The following is a 20,536-nucleotide window of genomic DNA, read 5'->3' on the forward strand; positions in this document are numbered from 1 at the left end:
AATTAAATATATGACACATTTAATGTCCATCAACTGTCATAATAATCAACGTTTTAAACAATTGTACGAATTGATGCTATAATCTGATTATATTTTACAATTGTATTTATATATTTTCAATAAAAACTTTCAAAATTTTATCTATTGGCGATAAACTTTTTCCTCCACCATCAGTTCCCTCAAAATATTTTTTACTAGCTGTTTCAAAAACAACGTAAATATTATTTTCACCATCTACATCAATTGATTCTGAGCCAGGTGGCATTTCAATGTCCAAAACTAATTTTTTAGGATTCGCAGCCATTTCAGCAATATTATTGTAAATTTTCAAATGAGATCCAATTGTTCTTCCATAAGAAGTACTTAAGACAACCTTTCCTTTATCTGTAAATGCAATTCCTTGTACCTGAGGTGGAATCAAATAACTATTTAGTGTTTTCAATGCATTTCCATTATAATAATATGCATACAATTTTGAATTTAAAAAAACATTATGAGTAACTATCCACAATCGTCCAGCATGATATGTTATGCTTGATGGAGTATTTACAACTTTATATTTATCAACTATTTTAGATGCATTTATTGTTTTTCCCTTTTTAGTAGTTGCCATTAATTTAATAAAATCATATGAAATTCTTTCTATCGCCATATCATGAGAATTACAAATCCACACATTATCTCCATCAAATGCAATTCCACCTAAATGACTGTTAGGATCCATTCCTAGTGTTACTAAATATTCCATGCTGTTCTTATCAAACACAAATAATGAACCCATTTTATTTTTTTCTCCGGAATATGCTGTCACTAAAATATAGTCATTAGTTATACAAATTCCTTGTGGAATTTGAAATTTACTATCAATATAATTGTTTTTATAGTCATATTTTCTAGTATCTGGCATGCCTGGTATTTTGATTGGTAACAAAGAATAATCACAATATTTCAACCATTCTTTACTAGAATCATCAAAAATAGATGACTTATATGGAAAATTTTGAATATTTTTTTCGTTGTCTATTTCAAAAGTCCATTTTGCATACAATGTCATATTATCAGGCATCTCTTTATTTATTATGTCAACTTTATGTGTAAAATCTAAATCTGAATACCAGCCTTCAAATTTATAATTATTACATGTAGCAGGTTTCAACTCATATGGGCATTGTGAACGTTTAATTTTCTTGTAATTTAACAACGAATTATCACCTCTACCCAATTTGTAATTTATTTTAATATATTTAGTTTTTTTATTTGATTTTGGAACATTATCTAGCTCCTGTTTTTTAGGCATAATGGTAACACATTTACCTTTTTTTGAATTGCTTCTATACTGTCTTGCAACATTATTTATAGAATCAAAACTTATATAATCTTTTTTTGTAACAAAAGCAGAGACTGTAGAACCAGTCTCTGCTTTTAATATAAGAACTCCTAAAACACATATTATAAAACATATAATAAGCATTATTCTATTTCGATTTATTTTTTTTATATAAATCTTAATATTCGTATTTTTTATGTCTAATAAATTACAAACTACTCTCTTCAAGTTTACTCTTTCTTTCTTCTATCTGTTTATTTGCCACTTCATCTGCTGCCTGCTGATATCTCGCAAATTCATATGAAAATTCTCCGGCACCGCCTGTCATTGAACGAAGGACTGCACCATAGCCATACAACTCTAATGCAGGAACATCTACTTCAATGTCAGTATATCCTGCTATTTCTGAAGGATTCATGCCCATTACTCTTGAACGTCTCTTATTTAAATCGCCCATAACATCTCCTGTGTAAGCATCTGGAACCGTTACTATCATTTTATTTATTGGTTCAAGGAGTACAGGTTTAGCAGCTAAAATTCCTTTTTTCAATGCTTGTTTAGCAGCTATCTTAAATGCCATCTCAGAAGAATCTACTGGATGATATGAACCGTCATATAAAGTTGCTTTAATTCCTAATACTGGATAAGCAGCCAATGGGCCTTTCTTTACCCCCTCAGCAATACCTTTTTCAACCGCTGGGAAGAAGTTCTTTGGAACTGCTCCTCCTACAACACACTGTTCAAAAATGTACGCTTTACTTTCGTCACCAGATGGTTCAAATTTCATTTTAACATGACCATATTGTCCATGACCACCTGATTGCTTTTTATATTTAAATTCAACATCAGAGCTCTTTCTAATAGTTTCTCTAAAAGCAATTTTAGGTTTTGTCAACTCAATTTCGACTTTATACCTTTCTTCTAAAAGTGATTTAACCACCTCTAAATGTAAATCTCCAATTCCGTACAACAATGTCTGAGAATTTTCACTATCATTTACATTTTTTAATGTACAATCTTCCGTTAAAATCTTTTGCAATGCTTGCGAAATCTTATCTTCATCACCTTTGTTTATAGCCTTATAGCGTCTAGCTGTATAAGGTTTAGATAATGACGTCCTTAAAAATGCAACTGGAGCAGTTTTTGTAGATAAGGAATCTGTAGTAAGTGTTTTCTGCAATTTAGCAAACGCACCAATATCACCTGCATGCAATTCTTTTACTTCCTCAACCTTATTTCCTCTTAAAACATAAAGCTTTCCTACTTTTTCTTCAAAATCTCTATGGTAATTATACAAAACATCATCTGTCTTTATTACGCCTGAATTAACTTTAACAAGCGAATATTTACCAATAAATGGATCAACTATTGTTTTAAAAACATATGCTGTTTTTGGCTTTGAAAAATCATAATCAGCATCATACACTTCATTTGTCTTTGTGTAGATACCTGCACATTTTCTTTTGTCTGGCGATGGGAAATATTTAACGATATCAGTTAACAACGTATACATACCTCTTGCCAAAACATTTGATCCCATCATTACTGGCACAATAGAACCGTCTATAACATTAACTCGAAGAGCCTGTCTAATTTCATCTTCTGAAAAATCTTCACCATTAAAGTATCTTTCCATAAACTCTTCGCTTGTCTCAGCAACAGATTCCATCAATGCATCTCTACATATTGATAAATTGTTCTTTGAATATTCTGGAACTTCAACTCTATCTACTTCGCCCTTGTCATTCCATTTTTTTCCTACTTGCTGAATAACATTTACATAGCCAACAAATTGCTCATTTTCTCTAATTGGAAGATGGAATGGAGCAATCTTTTTGCCATATAAATCCTGTAAATCCTGCACGACCTGTCTATAACTTGCATTATCTATATCCATATCTGTAACAAAAAACATACGTGGTAAATTATATTTTTCACATAAATTCCATGCTTTTTTTGTTCCTGTCTCAACTCCAGCTTTACCTGAAACAACAATGACTGCTGCATCTGCAACTGAAACTGCTTCCTCAACTTCTCCTACGAAATCAAAATATCCTGGTGTATCTAATATATTGATTTTACAATCTTGCCATGGAATTGGTATCAAAGAAGTTTTAATTGAAAATCCCCTTTTCATTTCTTCCTTATCATAATCACTAATTGTATTTTTATCTTCTACTTTTCCCATACGATTAGTGAGCTTTGCCAGGTAAGCCATTGCCTCAACCAATGAACTTTTTCCAGAAGCACCGTGACCTAGCAGTACAACATTTCTGATTTTGTCTGTAGTATAAACATTCATCTAACATTCCTCCTGCTTGATTCCGTATTATTAATTTTCATAAACTCTTTATATAGTTATATTGTACTAATATCAATTAAAATTTACAATACTTTTATGCACTTTTTTCAAAATATTTTGCGATTTTTATTGTCCGCTAATAGCGAACAGTTGTGTATGAAGTACAGATTTTTTATATTTATTTTATCATTTTATAAAGTTTTTAGGATTAAACTATCATTTCATTGTACTCACGACACAAAAACTTTGTTTTTTTTTGGATTCATTAGATATTTTATAGATAAATTTTAATGTTAAAATAAAACTATAAAGAGGAAAGAAATTACTTACAACATTTTTTAAAAGTATTAACAAAACCAAAGCTATTTTTAGGAGGCGATTTTATGACAGTACTATACTCTTCTTTTAATTATGAGCCAACAAAAAAAATTACACCTGATTGGGAACGTAGCGAAAGATTACAATTCTGTGATCAGGGCATTAGAAAAAGTATAATGAAAAAAGCTATAAAATTGGCTCGTAAAACAAAATAAATAATATATTTTATCCCCACTTGTATATGTGATGTTATTATTGAAACATTTTCATATATACAGTGGGGATTTTTATTTGAAATATTAATACTTATTGATGTCTTTCAATTTCAAATTTAGTTAATTCAAAATCTACTTTAAAAGCTGCATCTTCTGGTAATCCAACTTGTTTTTTCAAAATAGACAATTGAATATCAACACTATCTATTTGTATTTGATTTGGCAAAATAATACCCTTTTTTCCTTCTTTAGAAGTAATAATAACGCCATATTTTTTTACATCTAGTTCTTCTAAAGAATCAACACTTTTTTCTTTTTTGATTACGTCGATTACAAACGAAAGATTCTTTATTTCCTTTGCAGTAACTGGCATAAATCTAACATCTCTTGTTGCTGCATTAATCGCATTTGCGACCACTTCATGTGCAATGTCTTTTTGAATTGGTGTAAAAGAGCCAATACAACCTCTTATATTATCATTGTTATAAATAGAGACAAACACTGCTGCCTTTTCTTTATATAACTCTGATTCTCCATTTATTAACTCTTCTGCTAATACAATATCTTTAGTTTGTAAAAATGTTTCAACAGCATTACGCGCCAATTTAATGCACTCATCTTCTTTTTCGTATTTCGATTCATCTTTTACAATTATATCAGAACTACCATCTTGATTAGCTTGTATACTTGCAACTAAATAACCAACCTCAAATGGATTTTCAAAATTAATCACATCCGTCTTTAATGTGTTATTTTTTTCACCATTTAAATCTCCAAACGTTCCATTAAGCATTGCAAGTGCCTTTGCAATATCAAACTGTAAAAATGTATCCTGTAATTCTTCTTTAAAAATATCATTTGGATTATTTTCTAAAATATCTATAAATTCTTTTGTAAAATCAGCATCTCTACCCGTATCACATGCTGCTATACAAACCACTTTTCTATCTAATTCATCAGCTGCCCTTTTTATAATTTTACCCATTGTATAATGATCATTTAATGATAAATTAGATAATCCAATATTCACAATGTTGAATTCTACATATTTTTGAGCCAAAAAATAAAGCATAATAATTGTTGCATAATCAATTTTTGCATAATCAGCCTTATCTAGTCCACCAGGAAAAGCAAAATTTTTAGCTATCTTGTCAATATTTTTTTGCAATTTTATATCATATTCTGCAGTAAAATCTATTTCTTTTGCACCAAATTCTGACAAATCACCTGATTTTTTCCCTTTTGAAAACATATGAATATAATCTGAATAATATGGAGCCTTATCTGAAATAATAACAACAGTTTCAGGCTTTATTTGTGCAATTTCATCCATTACATTTGAAATAGCTCTTATAGTTGACTCTAGCTTAACCTCTTCACCTTTTCCTATCTGTGGAATCATCATAGGTGGATGAGGTAATATATAATTTTTTATAACTGACATTAAAAATCTCCTTAATTATTTATAACATATTATTATTGCAGATTTTTGGTTTATAGTTTTTATAGTTCTTGCATATCTGAATATACAATTTTTCCATTACAAATAGTATATTTAACACGGCCATATAACTTTTCTCCGATAAAAGGTGAGTTGATTGCTTTAGAAACAAACTCTTTTTTGTCTACTACCCAGCTTTGTGACTCGTCAAAAATTACAATATCCGCTTTGTGCCCTTCTGTTAATTGTCCCACTTCTAGATTATAAAAACTAGCTGGATTAATTGTCATTTTTTCTAATAATTGCATTAATGATAAATGACCTGGTTTAACCAGATTAGTTATACAAACAGCAAGTGCTGTCTCAAGACCTATCATACCACTTGGAGCATCCATAATAGATTTCATTTTTTCATCCTTACTATGAGGAGCATGATCTGTTGCAATCATATCAATTGTTCCTTTTTTTAAGGCTTTAATTAATGCATCTTTGTCCTCTTTAGTTCTAAGAGGGGGATTAACTTTTGCAAATGTGCCTTTATATAACACAGCCTCTTCCGTCAAAGCAATATGCTGTGGAGTAACTTCTGCAAATACATTTGCACCCATTTTTTTTGCTAAAGCTACAATTTCAACTGAACGCTTACTACTAATATGCTGAATATCAATTCTATTGCCGACTTCAAGTGCTAACATACAGTCTCTTGCAACAAGCACATCTTCAGCTATAGCTGGTGCTCCAGGCACACCAATTTTTTTCGAAACTTCTCCTTGATTTACTCCATTACTACCAATTAATGCCGGATCTTCTTCGTGTAAACTAATTGGCAAATCTAACTCTTTTGCTTTTCTAAAAGCCTCTAAAAGTAACTTTTCATCTTTAATAGGAATCCCATCGTCTGTAAGTCCAATAGCCTTTGCTTCTTTTAAAGCTTTAAAATCTGTCAATTCTTTACCTTGCATTCCTTTAGTTACATTTGCAGTATTTAACACATTTATCAAAAGAGACTGTTCTCTTTTTACTAAATCATTTAAAATTTCTGCATTATCGATTGATGGTTTTGTATTAGCCATACATACAACAGTAGTAAATCCACCCTTTGCAGCACTATTAGCTCCTGTATGTATATCTTCTTTGTATGTTAAACCTGGGTCTCTGAAATGAACATGCACATCTACTAATCCAGGCGCCACAACAAAACCATCAGCATTAATTACTCTTAAATCTTCCTTATCATATTTGGCTTCTAAATTATTTCCTACTTCTTTGATAATATCATTATCAATCATAATATCAAGTTTCTTGTCAATCTTGTTTAAAGGATCAACCACTCTTCCATTTTTTATTAAAATCATTCTTTTCTCCTTAAGCCTATCTTCCTAAAAAAGCTTCCATAATGCTTATCTTACTAGCTCTTTTCAATAATTGTTCCTTATTTACTTTACAGTAAACAATTAAATTGTCAAGCTCTTCTTTTGAAAAACCATTATTTTTTATAACTTCATAACTAGGAATACAAATTTCTAATTCTTTGTCATGTTCTTTGAACATAACATATAACATCTTTTGCTTATTTTTACTGACAATTGGAGAAATTGTCATATGAATGTCTCTATTTTGAAATTTATCTTCTTTTGGCTCATTTGTATGCATAAAAACCTCCTTGATAATTCAATCATTTACAACAAGTTATCACTATAATTTTCACACATATCCTATATCTATTATTTGAAAAACATATCAAGCAATTAATAAAAATGTCTAGCAATTAATAATGGCCTTCATAACAAAAATATCATCTTTTTGTTTAAATGATGCAAAACCACCATATTTTTCAGCAAGCTCTTTAATATTTTTCGTTCCAATTCCACTTTTAACCACTTTACTACTTTGAGGTAAGCCATCATCGTTAAACTTTGTATTATAAAAGCAAGAATTTTTAACTTCTATTTTTAATTTACCTGCATCATAAATTATTGAAACCCTTATATATCTTTTTTCTTCTTCTACTCGACGAATAGCCTCTGCTGCATTTTCTATTGCATTTGCAATAATCGACGTCAAATCAATTGCATCAATTGCTATAAGTTCTGGAACAATTGCTTTAACCTTTATGTCACATTTACTCTTTTTTGCATGTGAAACATAAACCGTTAGTAAACCATTAATCAGCTTATTGTCACAATAATTTGTATTTTTTACATCTTCTAGCTTTCCGGCAATCTGATCTAAATATTCTAAAGCTTTACCTACTTCTCCATCTTTTAAGTAAGCTCGTAAAACTCGATTAAAGTGCCTTATATCATGTTTTAGTTTTCTGATATTTGTCTCATTTTCTTCATAAATTGTAATTTGTTCTTCCATACGTTGGAATCTCTCTTTTTGTCTAAAAGCTAATTCCGACTCAGCTTCTTTTCTAAATAATTGATATGAAGTCATTTTATATTGGATACATGAAGCAACAATCATTACGCACAAATAATCTATCGGATAAAATGTGGTCATATTTGTACCATAATCTTGAACCAAATCTCTTACAGGACTCCACATAAATATAACAGCAAGTATCCAACCTCCCAAGGCTGCAATATTCCCATAAAATATTCCTCCAGAAAAATTTGCAATAAAAGGAACGATTATAATCCAAAGCCAATATGCGTCCATTCCGAATTCCATATTCCTTTCTATCCAAAACTGATATGCCAAAATCAAATACGCTCCTGTAAGAGTTGTAAATAAAACTAGAATGTGATTTTTTATTTTATTTAAAAACAAATCATTAATCAAAAACCATGTTCCTAATCCTAAATATACTACTGCTAATTTCCAGGCTCCTGATGTAATAGGCGAAATAACTAATGAAAAACACAGCAATGCCATAATTTGTAATAACGCATTAAAGGCAGAAATCTTCTGCCTTTGAATAAATGGGTCTCTTTCTGCTAAGATTAATTGTCTATATGTATATTTCTTCTTCATAATGTTTTATCACTTAATTTAAGCTTCCATCCTTTCCTTAAAAACTATACATAATGTACTAAGTTTTTTTCTTTCAAATCTATTTTATCAGATTCTGGACTTAATTTAATCTGTATTTTTTGAATTTTATTAATAAGTTTAGTAACAGAATCTGCATCTTGAGGTACAAAAATCTTGTTAACCTGTACCATTAAATCTATTACTATTTTCTCATAATTCCAACCTTTTTCAAACATTTTATTTATATTATCTTCAAGTTTGCTTATTTTATATTCACTATACTTGACTACTAGAATTGCAAATGATCCATTATCTAACTCATATACTGATTCCTCATCAGCAATTTCGACTAATTTAAAAGCAATCTCATTAAGCATTTTCTCTGTATTAGTATTACCATATCGCAATTTTATTCTATCAAAATCTAAAATTTTGATTCCAAATACAAAATACTCTCTATTTAAATTATAAAATATATCATTATCCTCCATAAAGGCAGTTTTATTATAAATACTAGTTATTGGGTTTTTAACATCTACTCCATCTTCCGTGAAAAATAAAATTCCACAAGAAGTAATTGCTTCCGCAAAAAGTTCAACTAGAATTGATGTAAAAAATGCTTGAAAGATTATTGAACCAATACTAAAAACAATTAACAAATAAATTGATAATTTCTTTTTTGAAGAAATAGCAGCTCCATATCTAATCAAATAATACACACCTTGAATAATATATAAAAAAGCACAAATGTAAATAAAATACAGCATTGGTTCTCTATGATACTCCAAATTATCATCTATTGAAAAGACAAAATGATATATTCCATTTACAGATAATAGTCCCACTATAATTATTATTGGAATTGATACACAAAAAATACGGATTTTTTCATTTTTTTCCTTAAGGATAACTCCTGTCAACAAGATAACATACAAAACGTACATAAACGGAATAAAACTATGGAATAAATTATAAAAAGACGTAAAAGAAGCTATTGCCAGCTTGCTAAAATTTTTATTCATTATTGCAGTTGCACTTAAAATATCAAAAACACATGACAATAATGCGCAAACCATCTGTACTAAAAAAACCTTATTATAATTTCTGCTCATATCTTTTCTATTTACCAATATATACATTAAAAATGTATTTATCACAATCGCACACAAATCAAAATTAATATTAAATGTCACAATATTCAGCCTCCAACTATTGTTTTTACATGTGATATTTTATAAGATTTAATTCTTTTTTTCAATACCATAATCACACGTTACCGTGACAAATTAGGCAATTATATTGATTTTAGAAATTTTCTAATGAAATAGATTTATCTTAATTTATTGATTGAAAATTTGCTCATAAAAAAATGAGAAACACCAAATTGGTTGCTCAATTCGGTGTTTCTCGAGGAGTTTAGTTATGAAAATGTTTATTTAATAAAAAGGGAATAATTGGGAGAAGGAATTGCTTCCTTCACACTAACTATTATATTCACTAAATATGGACAAATTATGACTTATTTCAAAAAGAACTATAAAGAATTATAAACTCTTTTTTATTCTTTTAAATATTATCTAACTCCCTTTTCAAGTTCATCTGGTGTAAATGCACCCGGAAATAATTCTCTTAAAGTAAAAGCCTTATAATCATCAATATTTTTTACAAGATAAATAATAAAATCATCTAAATTACAAAACTCTGCCATTACCTGTCTGCAAACACCACATGGATACAAATAATCATCCGCGTCACCTGATATAGCTATTGCTCTAAAATCGGTTGTACCTTCTGAAATCGCTTTAAAAAATGCAGTTCTTTCCGCACAGTTAGTCGCAGTAAAACCCGCGTTTTCTATATTACATCCCGTAAATATTTTGCCTTCACCGGAAAGTAAAGCCGCTCCAACTCTAAAGTGTGAATACGGAGAATATGAATTTTCTTTTGCCTTTATTGCTAATTCACATAATTGTTTTACATCTTTTTCGCTCATTTTCTGCTCCTTGACACTAAATATTTAAGGTGTTTTAAGTATCCCTTATTCGTATTATCTATTATATCACAAATCGCATCAAGAAAACAAAATATATCACACCTAGCAAACTAAAAAATTCACTTTTATAGACTTTTAAATGTCAATTATTGTACTTTTCGACTTTATTATGTTAAAATATATTTTGAAGATGGAGCGCGAATGAAAATTTTATTTATAGGAGGTTATTTATGGGAAACAATCAGTTTTATGAATTAAATCCCACTATTGAAGATTATGTTAAACAATGTAAAAAAACTTCCCACATTGATTTAGATCTTTATAGTCAATATGAAGTCAAGAGAGGACTTCGTGATTTAAATGGACGAGGTGTTCTCGTAGGTCTGACAGAAATATCAGATGTATGTTCCACAAAAGAAGTTGATGGTAAACTTATTCCTACAGAAGGTTCATTATTTTATAGAGGATATAATGTTTTCGATATTGTAAAAAATCAAAAGGATTCTAATCATTTCGGATATGAAGAATGTGTATATTTGTTACTTTTCGGTGAATTACCAACTCCACAACAGCTTAATGAGTTTGCTACACTTTTAGCAACATATCGAACATTACCAACTAATTTTGTCAGAGATATTATTATGAAAGCCCCAAGTAGAGATATGATGAATACTCTCGCACGAAGTGTACTAACTTTGTATTCATATGATGAAAATGCTGATGATACTTCATTACCTAATGTATTACGTCAATGCTTGCAACTTATAAGTTTATTTCCCCAACTTTCAGTATACGGTTATCAAGCATACAATCACTATCATGAAGGTCAAAGCTTATTTATTCATCTCCCTAGAGAAGATTACTCAACAGCAGAGAATATTCTCCATATGTTACGACCTGATTCTAAATTTACACCTTTAGAGGCTAAATTATTAGATATTGCTCTCATCCTACATATGGAACACGGCGGTGGTAACAATTCAACATTTACTACACATTTAGTAAGTTCTTCGGGAACAGATACATATTCCGCAATTGCTGCAGCCATAGGATCATTAAAAGGTCCTAGACACGGTGGTGCAAACATCAAAGTAATGGGTATGTTTGATGATTTAAAAGATAATGTAAAAGACTGGAACGACGATGAGGCAATTGCTGATTATTTAACACGCTTACTTCACAAGCAAGCTTTTGACCGCCAAGGATTAATTTATGGTATGGGACATGCCGTATACTCTCTTTCTGATCCACGTGCTGTTATTTTCCGTTCTTTTGTTGAACGTCTTTCTGAGGAAAAAGGACGAACTGATGAATTTAAGCTTTATTCAACTGTAGAACGATTAGCTCCACAAATAATTGCAAAAGAAAGAAAGATTTATAAAGGTGTAAGTCCTAATGTCGATTTCTTTAGTGGATTTGCATATAATATGCTTGATTTACCAGTAGAATTATACACTCCTATCTTTGCCATTGCACGAATTGCGGGTTGGAGTGCACATCGTATGGATGAACTTATATATAACAACAAAATTATGCGTCCAGCTTATAAATACGTTGGGCAACATAGAGATTATCCAACGAAGAAAAAACATGACTAATACAATAAATAATATAAATTCATAAATCATTTTATATTAAGGGTAAAAAATAGATTCACTCTATTCTTTTTACCCTTTTTCTATCTAAAAAAATATCAAATTCTTCTTTTTATGCTTTATTTTTAAAAAAATATTTCGATATATTCTTTAGTACTAAATATGATATTGCCAATTATTAACATAGGAGGAGCGTTTTTATGCATATTGAAGACTTAAAAATTTTAGTTAGCGACGACTCTATGCTTGCACGAAAACAATTAAAAGATATTATATTAACGATTGGCACTCCTATCTTCATTGAAGCAAAAGATGGACAAGATGCTATTGAAAAATATAAATCGGAAACACCTGATTTGGTGTTTCTAGATATTGTTATGCCTAGAAAAGACGGTATTGAAGCAATAAAAGAAATTAAAGCTTTTGATTCAAATGCATCTATCATTATCGCTTCTTCTGTTGGCACACAATCTCAGCTAAAGATTGCTATTGAAGAGGGTGCAAAGGATTTTATACAAAAACCTATAGATCGTAATCAGGTTATAGAAGTAGTAGAAAAGTTCCTTGAAGGGAGATAATATATGTACAGTCAATTTTTTGGAAATTTTCTCTTAGCAAATAAATATGTTACAACCAAGCAACTTTTTGAAGCAATGCAAAAACAGTCTAATGGTAGGATAAAATTAGGAACTCTTGCTATATCTGAAGGTTTAATGACTGCTGAAGAAGTTGATGAGGTCATAATTTCTCAAACACATGAAGATAAAAAGTTTGGAGAATTAGCTGTTGAACAAGGCTTCTTGACCAACGATGAAGTCATAAGATTGCTAAAAATTCAAGTACCTTCGTTTCTTCAGCTTGCACAAATTTTTGTTGATGAGAATATTTTATCTAACCAGGATTTAGAAAATATTATTACAGAATATCGCTCTGAAAGTGAAATTTATGATTTAGATTTTACAAGTGATAATCAAAAAGAAACTATCGAGAAATTATTTAATAACTTTTTTGTTATGTCTGAAACTCCACTTAGCTCTTATGGAGAAATGTATCTCGAGTTATTGTTTAATAATTTTATACGTTTTATTGGAGAAGATTTCACACCTTTAGATGGTAACGTAATCAATGAATTTGCACCTGAGAGATGTGTGCGCCAAAAAGTTCTTGGCAGCTATTCTATCTGTGCATACTTAGATATGGATGAAGACACTGCTGTTGAGTTTGCTTCTAGGTATGTTGGTGATACTTTCGAAGAATTCGATGAGTATGTTCAGGCTTCGCTTGAAGATTTTCTTAATTTACACAATGGTGTATTTATTGTAAATGTCTCAAATGAAAGTAACGAAGAATTAGAATTAGATGTTCCCGAAACAATTAAAGAACCTTTATTAGAATTTGACACAAAAACATATCTTTTCTCCGTTATGTATTCATTTGGAGTTGTAAACATAGTACTTGAGGTAAACGAAGAAGGATGTTTGTAATTTTTTACTTTTATTCCTATTCTATGATAATAAAAATATAGCATAGTTGCCTGTCTTACATAAAAGAATGGCAACTATGCTATTGTTATATTATTTCTTTATTATTTTAAATAATCTATTTTAAAAAGTCTTTAACAAATTCTGGCATTTGGTCAACATCACAAACTTTATCGTGTAAGATTTCAGCATTTCTAATCTCTTCGATTGCATTTGGAACCCTAACATTAGCTATTTTACTTAATTCATCAACTAATTCAAAATCTGTTAAACTTTCGTATTTATCTTTATCTATAGCTTCCATTACACTTCTTGTAAACTTAAATGGACTTGCTGTAGAAGCGATAACTGTCTTTGTTTCTGTATCATTTGTTTCTTTCTTATATTTTTCAAAAACACCTGCTGCAACAGCTGTATGAGTATCAATTACATATCCAGTATCTTCATATAATTTCTTTATTACTTCTGCTGTTTCTTCTTCGCTTGTGTAATTTCCATAGAAATCTTTTAATTCTTCTCTCATGCCATCTGTAATCTCATATGAACCTTTTGTTCTTAAATCTGACATAAATTTAGAATTAACTTCTGTATTATTACCTGCAATTCGATAAATCAATCTCTCTAAATTAGATGAAATCAAAATATCCATTGAAGGTGAATTTGTTAAAATGAATTCTCTATTTTTATCATATTTACCACTCTTAAAGAAGTCAAATAATACTTTATTTTCATTAGATGCACAAATTAATTTTGCAATTGGAATTCCCATATTTTTTGCATAATAAGCTGCTAAAATATTTCCAAAATTACCTGTAGGAACTACTACATTTATCTTTTCATCTTTTTTGATAACATTATTAGCGTATAATTTTGCATAAGAATATACATAATATACAATTTGTGGAACTAATCTACCAATATTAATTGAGTTTGCTGAAGAGAACTGATATCCTTTTTCTTCTAGTTCTTTCTTAAGTGCTTCATCTGCAAACATCTTTTTAACACCAGTTTGTGCCTGATCAAAATTACCATTAATACCTATTACGCAAGTATTATCTCCCTTTTGAGTAACCATTTGTTTTTCTTGAATAGGGCTAACACCATTCTTAGGATAAAATACAATAATTTTAGTACCTTCTACTCCACTAAAACCTGCTAAAGCAGCCTTACCTGTATCACCTGATGTTGCAGTTAAAATAACAATATCATTTTTAATATTATTCTTTTTGGCAGATGTAATTAACAAATGTGGCAAAATTGATAAAGCCATATCTTTAAATGCAATAGTTGAGCCATGGAATAACTCTAAATAATATGCACCATCTGCTTCAACTAAAGGAGCAATCTCTTCTGTATCGAATTTTGAATCATATGCCTTATTAATACAGTTCTTTAACTCTTCTTCTGTAAAATCTGTAAGAAGAAGCTTCATTACTTCATAAGCTGTTTCTTGATAAGACATGTCTTTTAGTTTATCTAAAGATACATCTAGCTTTGGAAGCTTATCTGGTACAAATAAACCACCATCATCCGCTAATCCCTTTAAAATTGCCTGTGATGCTGTTAATTTTTCAGCGCCATTTCGTGTGCTAGAATAATATACACTCATATTCTTTACCTCTCTTAACTCTTCTTTTTTCATAACTTAAATCCAATTTTAATCTAAGAAATTTATAAACACTCTTATTATACATATTCTTATAAAATGCTGTCAATATATAATCACGTATTAAAGTGATAAATCAAAAAAAACATCATTTTTTTCAATTTTTCACTAAAAAAGCTTTTAATTTATGTCTAAATTATTCATAATAGTATTAGGGAAAGGAGCGAATAATAGTATGTTGCCAGGGGTTTACTTGTCCTACAAAAAGAACCATACAGCTTATTATCGAAGCAGTTTGACCTACAAAAGTAAGCACATCAGTTTAGGGAGTTTTAACACTGAAAATGAAGCAAATATGGCTTACCAAGATGGATTCTATCTTTTACACGAAAACATTCCTCTTGAAAAAGCTATACACTATTCAAAGGTTTTAACATTTTCAAAAGTTATTAGTCTTGTAAATTATAGAGACAACAATTATTATATTTCAAACCCAATTTATCTACATAATGGGTATTTTAGTTATTATTTATCCGAAAATGAAGAATACAAATTTGATATTGATGATTTATTCTATTACACAAGCCATAGGATTTTAAAACGTAATGGTCATTTATTTATCAATGATTATGGAATGCAAATAACACTAGCTTCACGTTATGGTATTCACACACATGCCGTTTTAAATAGAGATTATGAATTTATTAATGGCGATATTTATGACTACCGTTATTCAAATATCCATGTTATAAATCCATATTATGGTGTTTTTGAAAAAAAAGAATATTTTGGTCAATTATACGAAGTTAAATTAAATCTAAATGGTACTCATCTTGTCGGCGTTTACCATGATTTAGATGTTGCTGCCATCGCATACAATAAAGCAATTGATATAGCAACTCAATACGGAATAAATAAAAACTATAAACAAAACTACATAGAAACACTATCATCAGAAGAATATGCAGAAATTTATACAAATATTACTCTTTCAAAATCTTTTTTGATTTTTTTAGAAAAAATGAAATATAAATTTCTTGATAATCTACAATAGCCTCCAAATAGGAGGCTATTTCTTGTTTTTGATTTAAATATTTTTTTATTCTAATGTTTTTTATTATTATTTATTGTTAATATAATTAACTAAACCTTCTGAATCTATGATTTTTTGCATAAAAGGTGGAAAAGCTTGTCCTTGGTACTGCTTATTTGTCGTTTCATCTGTAATAATTCCTGTATCAAAGTCTACTTTTACCTTATCTCCTGCCATAATCTCTTTGGCAGCTTCAGGACACTCAACAATAGGAAGACCAATATTTATTGAATTTCTATAAAAAATTCTTGCAAAAGTCTCTGCTATAACACAGCTTACTCCACTTGCTTTTATTGAAATAGGAGCATGTTCTCTTGATGAACCACAACCGAAGTTTTTATTTGCGACGATAATATCCCCTTCTTGAACTTCATTAACAAATTCTTTATCAATATCTTCCATACAATGTTTAGCTAATTCTGATGGTTCAGACGAATTTAAATATCTAGCTGGGATGATAACATCAGTATCTACGTTATCTCCATACTTAAAAACTTTACCATATGCCTCTTTCATTTTTCTCCTCCTAAATATCCTCTGGATTTGTAATCTTACCAGTAATTGCACTTGCTGCTGCAACTGCTGGAGATGCTAAATATATTTCTGAGTCAACGTGTCCCATTCTTCCAACAAAGTTACGGTTAGTTGTAGAAATACATCTTTCATTTTCAGCCAAAATTCCCATATAACCACCTAAACATGGACCACATGTAGGTGTACTTACAACAGCACCTGCTTCAATAAATGTTCTCAATAATCCTTCTTCCATAGCCTGTAAATATATCTTTTGTGTTGCAGGTAAAATAATAACTCTTATTCCTTTTGCAACATGTTTTCCCTCTAACACTTTAGCAGCTATTCTCAAATCATCTAATCTTCCATTTGTACATGAGCCAATAACAACTTGGTCAATTTTAATATCACCTACATTATCAATTGTACGTGTGTTGCTTGGTAAATGTGGAAAAGAAACTGTTGGTTTTAATGTGCTAAGATCAATAACATACTCTTCATCATATTGAGCATCCTCATCTGGTTCATAAACCTTATATGGACGTTTTGAATGTTCTTTCATGTATTCAATTGCAACATCATCAACAGGAAAAATTCCGTTTTTTCCACCTGCTTCAATAGCCATATTAGCAATCGTAAAACGATCATCCATTGAAAGGTATTTAATTCCATCTCCTACAAATTCCATAGATTTATATAAAGCACCATCAACACCAATCATTCCAATAATATGTAATATGATATCTTTACCACTTATCCATTTTGCAGGTTTATTTATTAATTTAAATTTAATTGCTGATGGAACTTTAAACCACGCTTTACCTGTTGCCATGCCAGCTGCCATATCAGTACTACCAACACCTGTTGAAAAAGCACCCAATGCACCATATGTACATGTATGAGAATCAGCTCCAATAATAACATCACCTGCAACTGTTAAACCTTTTTCAGGTAAAAGTGCATGTTCAATTCCCATTTCTCCCACATCAAAATAATTAGTAATATCATGTTTGCACGCAAACTCTCTAACACATTTACAATGTTGTGCAGACTTAATATCCTTGTTTGGAACAAAATGATCCATTACTAACGCTATTTTATCTTTGTTAAATACTCCCTCAACTTTCATTTTATCAATTTCATGTATTGCTACTGGTGATGTAATATCATTTCCTAATACTAAATCAAGTTCTGCTTCTATAAGATCACCAGCTTTTACGCTTGTAAGATTCGCATGATCTGCTAAAATCTTTTGAGTCATAGTCATACCCATACTCTAAATCCTCCTGTTGTTTTATTAAATAATCATAATTCCTATACTCAAAAAATCAATTTTTTACAAATATAATTATGTTCATATAAATCGTAACATAATATCAAGTATAATTAAAATACATAATAAACATATTTACCATAACTTCATTTTATGTTATACTCTAGAAAAGCACTCACACAATTTAAATCGAAAAAGTATTAAAGTTATTGCTTCTTCTAAAGCAATAATCGGCTTTTAATGTAAACAATAAAAGGGAAAGGTTATAGAAAATGAATCAAAATTTATCGTCTTATCGAATATTTTATACAGTTGCAAATGCTGGAAATATTTCTAAAGCAGCTAAACAACTATATATTAGTCAACCAGCAATTAGTAAATCCATACAAAAGCTAGAAGAAACTTTGGGATGCAAACTTTTTTCTAGAAGTTCAAGGGGAGTAATTTTAACAGAAGAGGGAGCGCTTATATACACTCATGTCAAAGAAGCTTTTGAAACTCTTGATATAGGAGAAGAAAAATTAAGACGTTCTCTTGAATTAGGCATGGGACATTTAAAAATCGGTGTTAGCTCAACTCTATGTAAGAGCATGCTTATGCCCTATTTAAAGGCATTTATAGAGAATAATCCTCATATTAGCATATCTATAAACTGTCAATCAACTAATGAGACCTTAGATCTCCTAGATGATAATAAAGTAGATATTGGCTTAGTCGGTAAGCCTAATAATCTGAGAAATATTGAGTTTTATCCAATAGCTAAAATCAAGGATATTTTTGTTGCAAAACCTGAGTATCTTAAAAATTTAAGTGAACGAGGAATTCCAAAAGAAAAATACTTGTCCAACTCAACACTAATGTTGCTCAATAAAAATAACTTTTCGCGTCAATATATCAATGAATACTTAAGAATTAATCATATAGACACTAGTGAATCAATTGAAATCACATCGCTAGATTTGCTTACAGATTTTGCTAAAATAGGTGTCGGTATTGCCTGCGTAATAAAGAATTTCGTCAAAACAGAACTAGAAAACAATGAACTTGTTGAAGTTCCATGTGACTTTAAAATACCACAACGTGAAGTTGGTCTAGTTTATCGTTCAAATATCAAACACTCAAAAGCACTAGATGAATTTATAAGCTTTTGCAAAACATCCCATTCTGAAAATTTTAAAATCTAATACTACCAATTTAGACCTGTTTCTCACAAATGTGAAAAACAGGTCTATTTTGATGAAACGTATATTATTTCACACTATACGCCTCATACATATTTACGCCAAAATAATTATAAGGATTATTATAAGCTCAAAAGAACCGCAAAATTATTTATTCTACGTCCATGCTCTTTTATATACGATGCACTGATATAAGTTTCACATACATTATATTCACAAAATAATGAAGTATTTTTTAAGCAGGAATTTGAAAAATAATATTTATTTTTCATTTTATAAATCATAGTTTTTAACATTTTATTGTCTTTTTTAGGCATATATTTTAATAACTTACAAATAGTATCTAAAGATTTGCACTCATAAACAGCGGTTGTTTGTAATTTATATCTATTTTCTAATACTTTTAATAGTTCTTCGTTTAAATCTATATTATCATCCGAATCGCTAACTATGTTTTCATTATCCATTATTGCTTCTTCTTCACGTTCTTTATTTTCGCTTTTTTCTAATTGTTCAACAATTCGTCCACACAAAAGCTTATGTTCAAACTCATTCCAGAAGAAATCTTCTAGCATATTAAAATATTTTATATCATTTAAGTTTGTCTCATCGTGACTATATCCCGTAACTAAGCCTGATTTATGTGAAAACTTACTCTTAACAGGTAATGTGTCAAATAGATCATTCAAAAACATCTTATCAACATCATAAATACTATTCTTTTTTTCCGAAAAATTTACATCTACTTCTATACTTACTAAAAGATTAATATTAGCGTTATCATTAACAATATTTAATATACCTCTTTTATTAGCATATATTATTGCTAAAATAGGTCTATCCGACAAATTTGAGACCCCATAAAGAGAAGTTAATTTTTCTAAAGAATTCTTAAAAGCATCAGGATTTTCTACTAAATGAGAAAATATATATGCTTCTTTATTAATATCTGATACTTGAAAAAACTCATATTGCCCAACAATATGTTTAGCAATCTTTGCCACTTCATTCGATAAAGCAATATTGCTCATTTTACTAAATCTATCCAAACTAGATTCTTCATTAAATCTATAAAATGATTTGATTTTTTTTCTTAATATTTCACTTTGAATTTTATAATCAATAGCACTATCAAATTCATTTTCATATACATAAAGAAAATTAATTTGATTTTTTTCATCGTTTTTATCTTTTATCTTAATCTTTACCATATTTTTAA

18 protein-coding genes are annotated in these 20,536 nt (G+C 29.6%); 6 read left to right on the forward strand and 12 right to left on the reverse strand.

Annotation, left to right across the window (positions count from 1 at the left end):
- Window positions 1-106: 106 nt before the first annotated feature.
- Both BLV79_RS00995 and BLV79_RS01000 read right to left on the reverse strand, forming a co-directional pair.
- A complete protein-coding gene (locus BLV79_RS00995; protein ID WP_083354388.1) occupies window positions 107-1,555 on the reverse strand; it encodes an InlB B-repeat-containing protein in 1,449 nt (482 codons plus the stop codon).
- Window positions 1,536-3,629, reverse strand: coding sequence for an elongation factor G (locus BLV79_RS01000; RefSeq protein WP_074715224.1), 2,094 nt, complete (start codon window positions 3,627-3,629; stop codon window positions 1,536-1,538). Before BLV79_RS01000 ends, BLV79_RS00995 begins: the two co-directional genes overlap by 20 nt.
- A 383-nt stretch (window positions 3,630-4,012) precedes the next feature.
- On the opposite strand from BLV79_RS01000, the gene BLV79_RS12665 reads away from it, so the two are divergent.
- Entirely contained in the window at window positions 4,013-4,162 is a 150-nt protein-coding gene (locus BLV79_RS12665) for a hypothetical protein (protein WP_159429307.1), read from the forward strand.
- Window positions 4,163-4,253: 91 nt separating this feature from the next.
- Here BLV79_RS12665 and amrA read toward each other — a convergent pair whose 3' ends face one another.
- The 6 genes from amrA to BLV79_RS01030 all read right to left on the reverse strand — a co-directional run bounded on the left by amrA (window position 4,254) and on the right by BLV79_RS01030 (window position 10,575).
- Window positions 4,254-5,606 (reverse strand): AmmeMemoRadiSam system protein A, encoded by a 1,353-nt coding sequence (gene amrA / locus BLV79_RS01005; RefSeq protein WP_074715227.1) that lies wholly within the window; start codon window positions 5,604-5,606, stop codon window positions 4,254-4,256.
- 59 nt (window positions 5,607-5,665) lie between these two features.
- Window positions 5,666-6,958 (reverse strand): dihydroorotase, encoded by a 1,293-nt coding sequence (locus BLV79_RS01010; RefSeq protein ID WP_074715230.1) that lies wholly within the window; start codon window positions 6,956-6,958, stop codon window positions 5,666-5,668.
- Between the two features lie 16 nt (window positions 6,959-6,974).
- Window positions 6,975-7,256 carry a hypothetical protein gene (locus tag BLV79_RS01015; protein WP_074715233.1) on the reverse strand — a complete coding sequence of 94 codons (282 nt, stop codon included), beginning with the start codon at window positions 7,254-7,256 and terminating at the stop codon, window positions 6,975-6,977.
- A 108-nt stretch (window positions 7,257-7,364) separates the two neighbouring features.
- Window positions 7,365-8,582, reverse strand: a complete 1,218-nt coding sequence (locus tag BLV79_RS01020) for a GHKL domain-containing protein (RefSeq protein ID WP_074715236.1) — start codon at window positions 8,580-8,582, stop codon at window positions 7,365-7,367.
- Window positions 8,583-8,626: 44 nt separating this feature from the next.
- Entirely contained in the window at window positions 8,627-9,775 is a 1,149-nt protein-coding gene (locus BLV79_RS01025) for a histidine kinase N-terminal 7TM domain-containing protein (protein WP_074715238.1), read from the reverse strand.
- Between the two features lie 380 nt (window positions 9,776-10,155).
- The gene (locus BLV79_RS01030) at window positions 10,156-10,575 is read right to left on the reverse strand and encodes a cytidine deaminase (RefSeq protein ID WP_074715240.1); all 420 of its coding nucleotides are present in this window, start codon (window positions 10,573-10,575) and stop codon (window positions 10,156-10,158) included.
- Window positions 10,576-10,805: 230 nt separating this feature from the next.
- Between BLV79_RS01030 and BLV79_RS01035 the strand changes: the two genes are divergently transcribed.
- The 3 genes from BLV79_RS01035 (at window position 10,806) to BLV79_RS01045 (ending at window position 13,654) form a co-directional block, all read left to right on the forward strand.
- On the forward strand, window positions 10,806-12,173 hold the full coding sequence (locus BLV79_RS01035) for a citrate/2-methylcitrate synthase (protein ID WP_074715242.1): 1,368 nt from the start codon (window positions 10,806-10,808) through the stop codon (window positions 12,171-12,173).
- A gap of 197 nt (window positions 12,174-12,370) precedes the next feature.
- Complete coding sequence (locus BLV79_RS01040; protein ID WP_074715245.1) at window positions 12,371-12,748, forward strand: response regulator; 378 nt, start codon at window positions 12,371-12,373, stop codon at window positions 12,746-12,748.
- 3 nt (window positions 12,749-12,751) lie between these two features.
- On the forward strand, window positions 12,752-13,654 hold the full coding sequence (locus BLV79_RS01045) for a chemotaxis protein CheX (RefSeq protein ID WP_074715247.1): 903 nt from the start codon (window positions 12,752-12,754) through the stop codon (window positions 13,652-13,654).
- Window positions 13,655-13,769: 115 nt separating this feature from the next.
- On the opposite strand, the gene thrC is transcribed toward BLV79_RS01045, so the two are convergent.
- Window positions 13,770-15,260 (reverse strand): threonine synthase, encoded by a 1,491-nt coding sequence (gene thrC / locus BLV79_RS01050; protein ID WP_074715250.1) that lies wholly within the window; start codon window positions 15,258-15,260, stop codon window positions 13,770-13,772.
- 352 nt (window positions 15,261-15,612) lie between these two features.
- Here thrC and BLV79_RS01055 point away from each other — a divergent pair, with 352 nt between their 5' ends.
- A complete protein-coding gene (locus tag BLV79_RS01055; protein ID WP_330389896.1) occupies window positions 15,613-16,311 on the forward strand; it encodes a hypothetical protein in 699 nt (232 codons plus the stop codon).
- A 66-nt stretch (window positions 16,312-16,377) separates the two neighbouring features.
- Here BLV79_RS01055 and leuD read toward each other — a convergent pair whose 3' ends face one another.
- Together leuD and leuC are read right to left on the reverse strand one after the other, a co-directional pair.
- Entirely contained in the window at window positions 16,378-16,866 is a 489-nt protein-coding gene (gene leuD / locus BLV79_RS01060) for a 3-isopropylmalate dehydratase small subunit (protein ID WP_074715255.1), read from the reverse strand.
- Between the two features lie 10 nt (window positions 16,867-16,876).
- The gene (gene leuC / locus BLV79_RS01065) at window positions 16,877-18,136 is read right to left on the reverse strand and encodes a 3-isopropylmalate dehydratase large subunit (protein WP_074715258.1); all 1,260 of its coding nucleotides are present in this window, start codon (window positions 18,134-18,136) and stop codon (window positions 16,877-16,879) included.
- Between the two features lie 272 nt (window positions 18,137-18,408).
- Between leuC and BLV79_RS01070 the strand changes: the two genes are divergently transcribed.
- Window positions 18,409-19,320 carry a LysR family transcriptional regulator gene (locus tag BLV79_RS01070; protein ID WP_074715260.1) on the forward strand — a complete coding sequence of 304 codons (912 nt, stop codon included), beginning with the start codon at window positions 18,409-18,411 and terminating at the stop codon, window positions 19,318-19,320.
- 119 nt (window positions 19,321-19,439) lie between these two features.
- Here BLV79_RS01070 and BLV79_RS01075 read toward each other — a convergent pair whose 3' ends face one another.
- Window positions 19,440-20,528 (reverse strand): hypothetical protein, encoded by a 1,089-nt coding sequence (locus BLV79_RS01075; RefSeq protein WP_074715262.1) that lies wholly within the window; start codon window positions 20,526-20,528, stop codon window positions 19,440-19,442.
- Between the last annotated feature and the right edge of the window lie 8 nt (window positions 20,529-20,536).

The sequence above is a fragment of the Lachnobacterium bovis DSM 14045 genome (genome assembly GCF_900107245.1).
GTDB classification, from domain to species: Bacteria; Bacillota; Clostridia; order Lachnospirales; family Lachnospiraceae; genus Roseburia; species Roseburia bovis.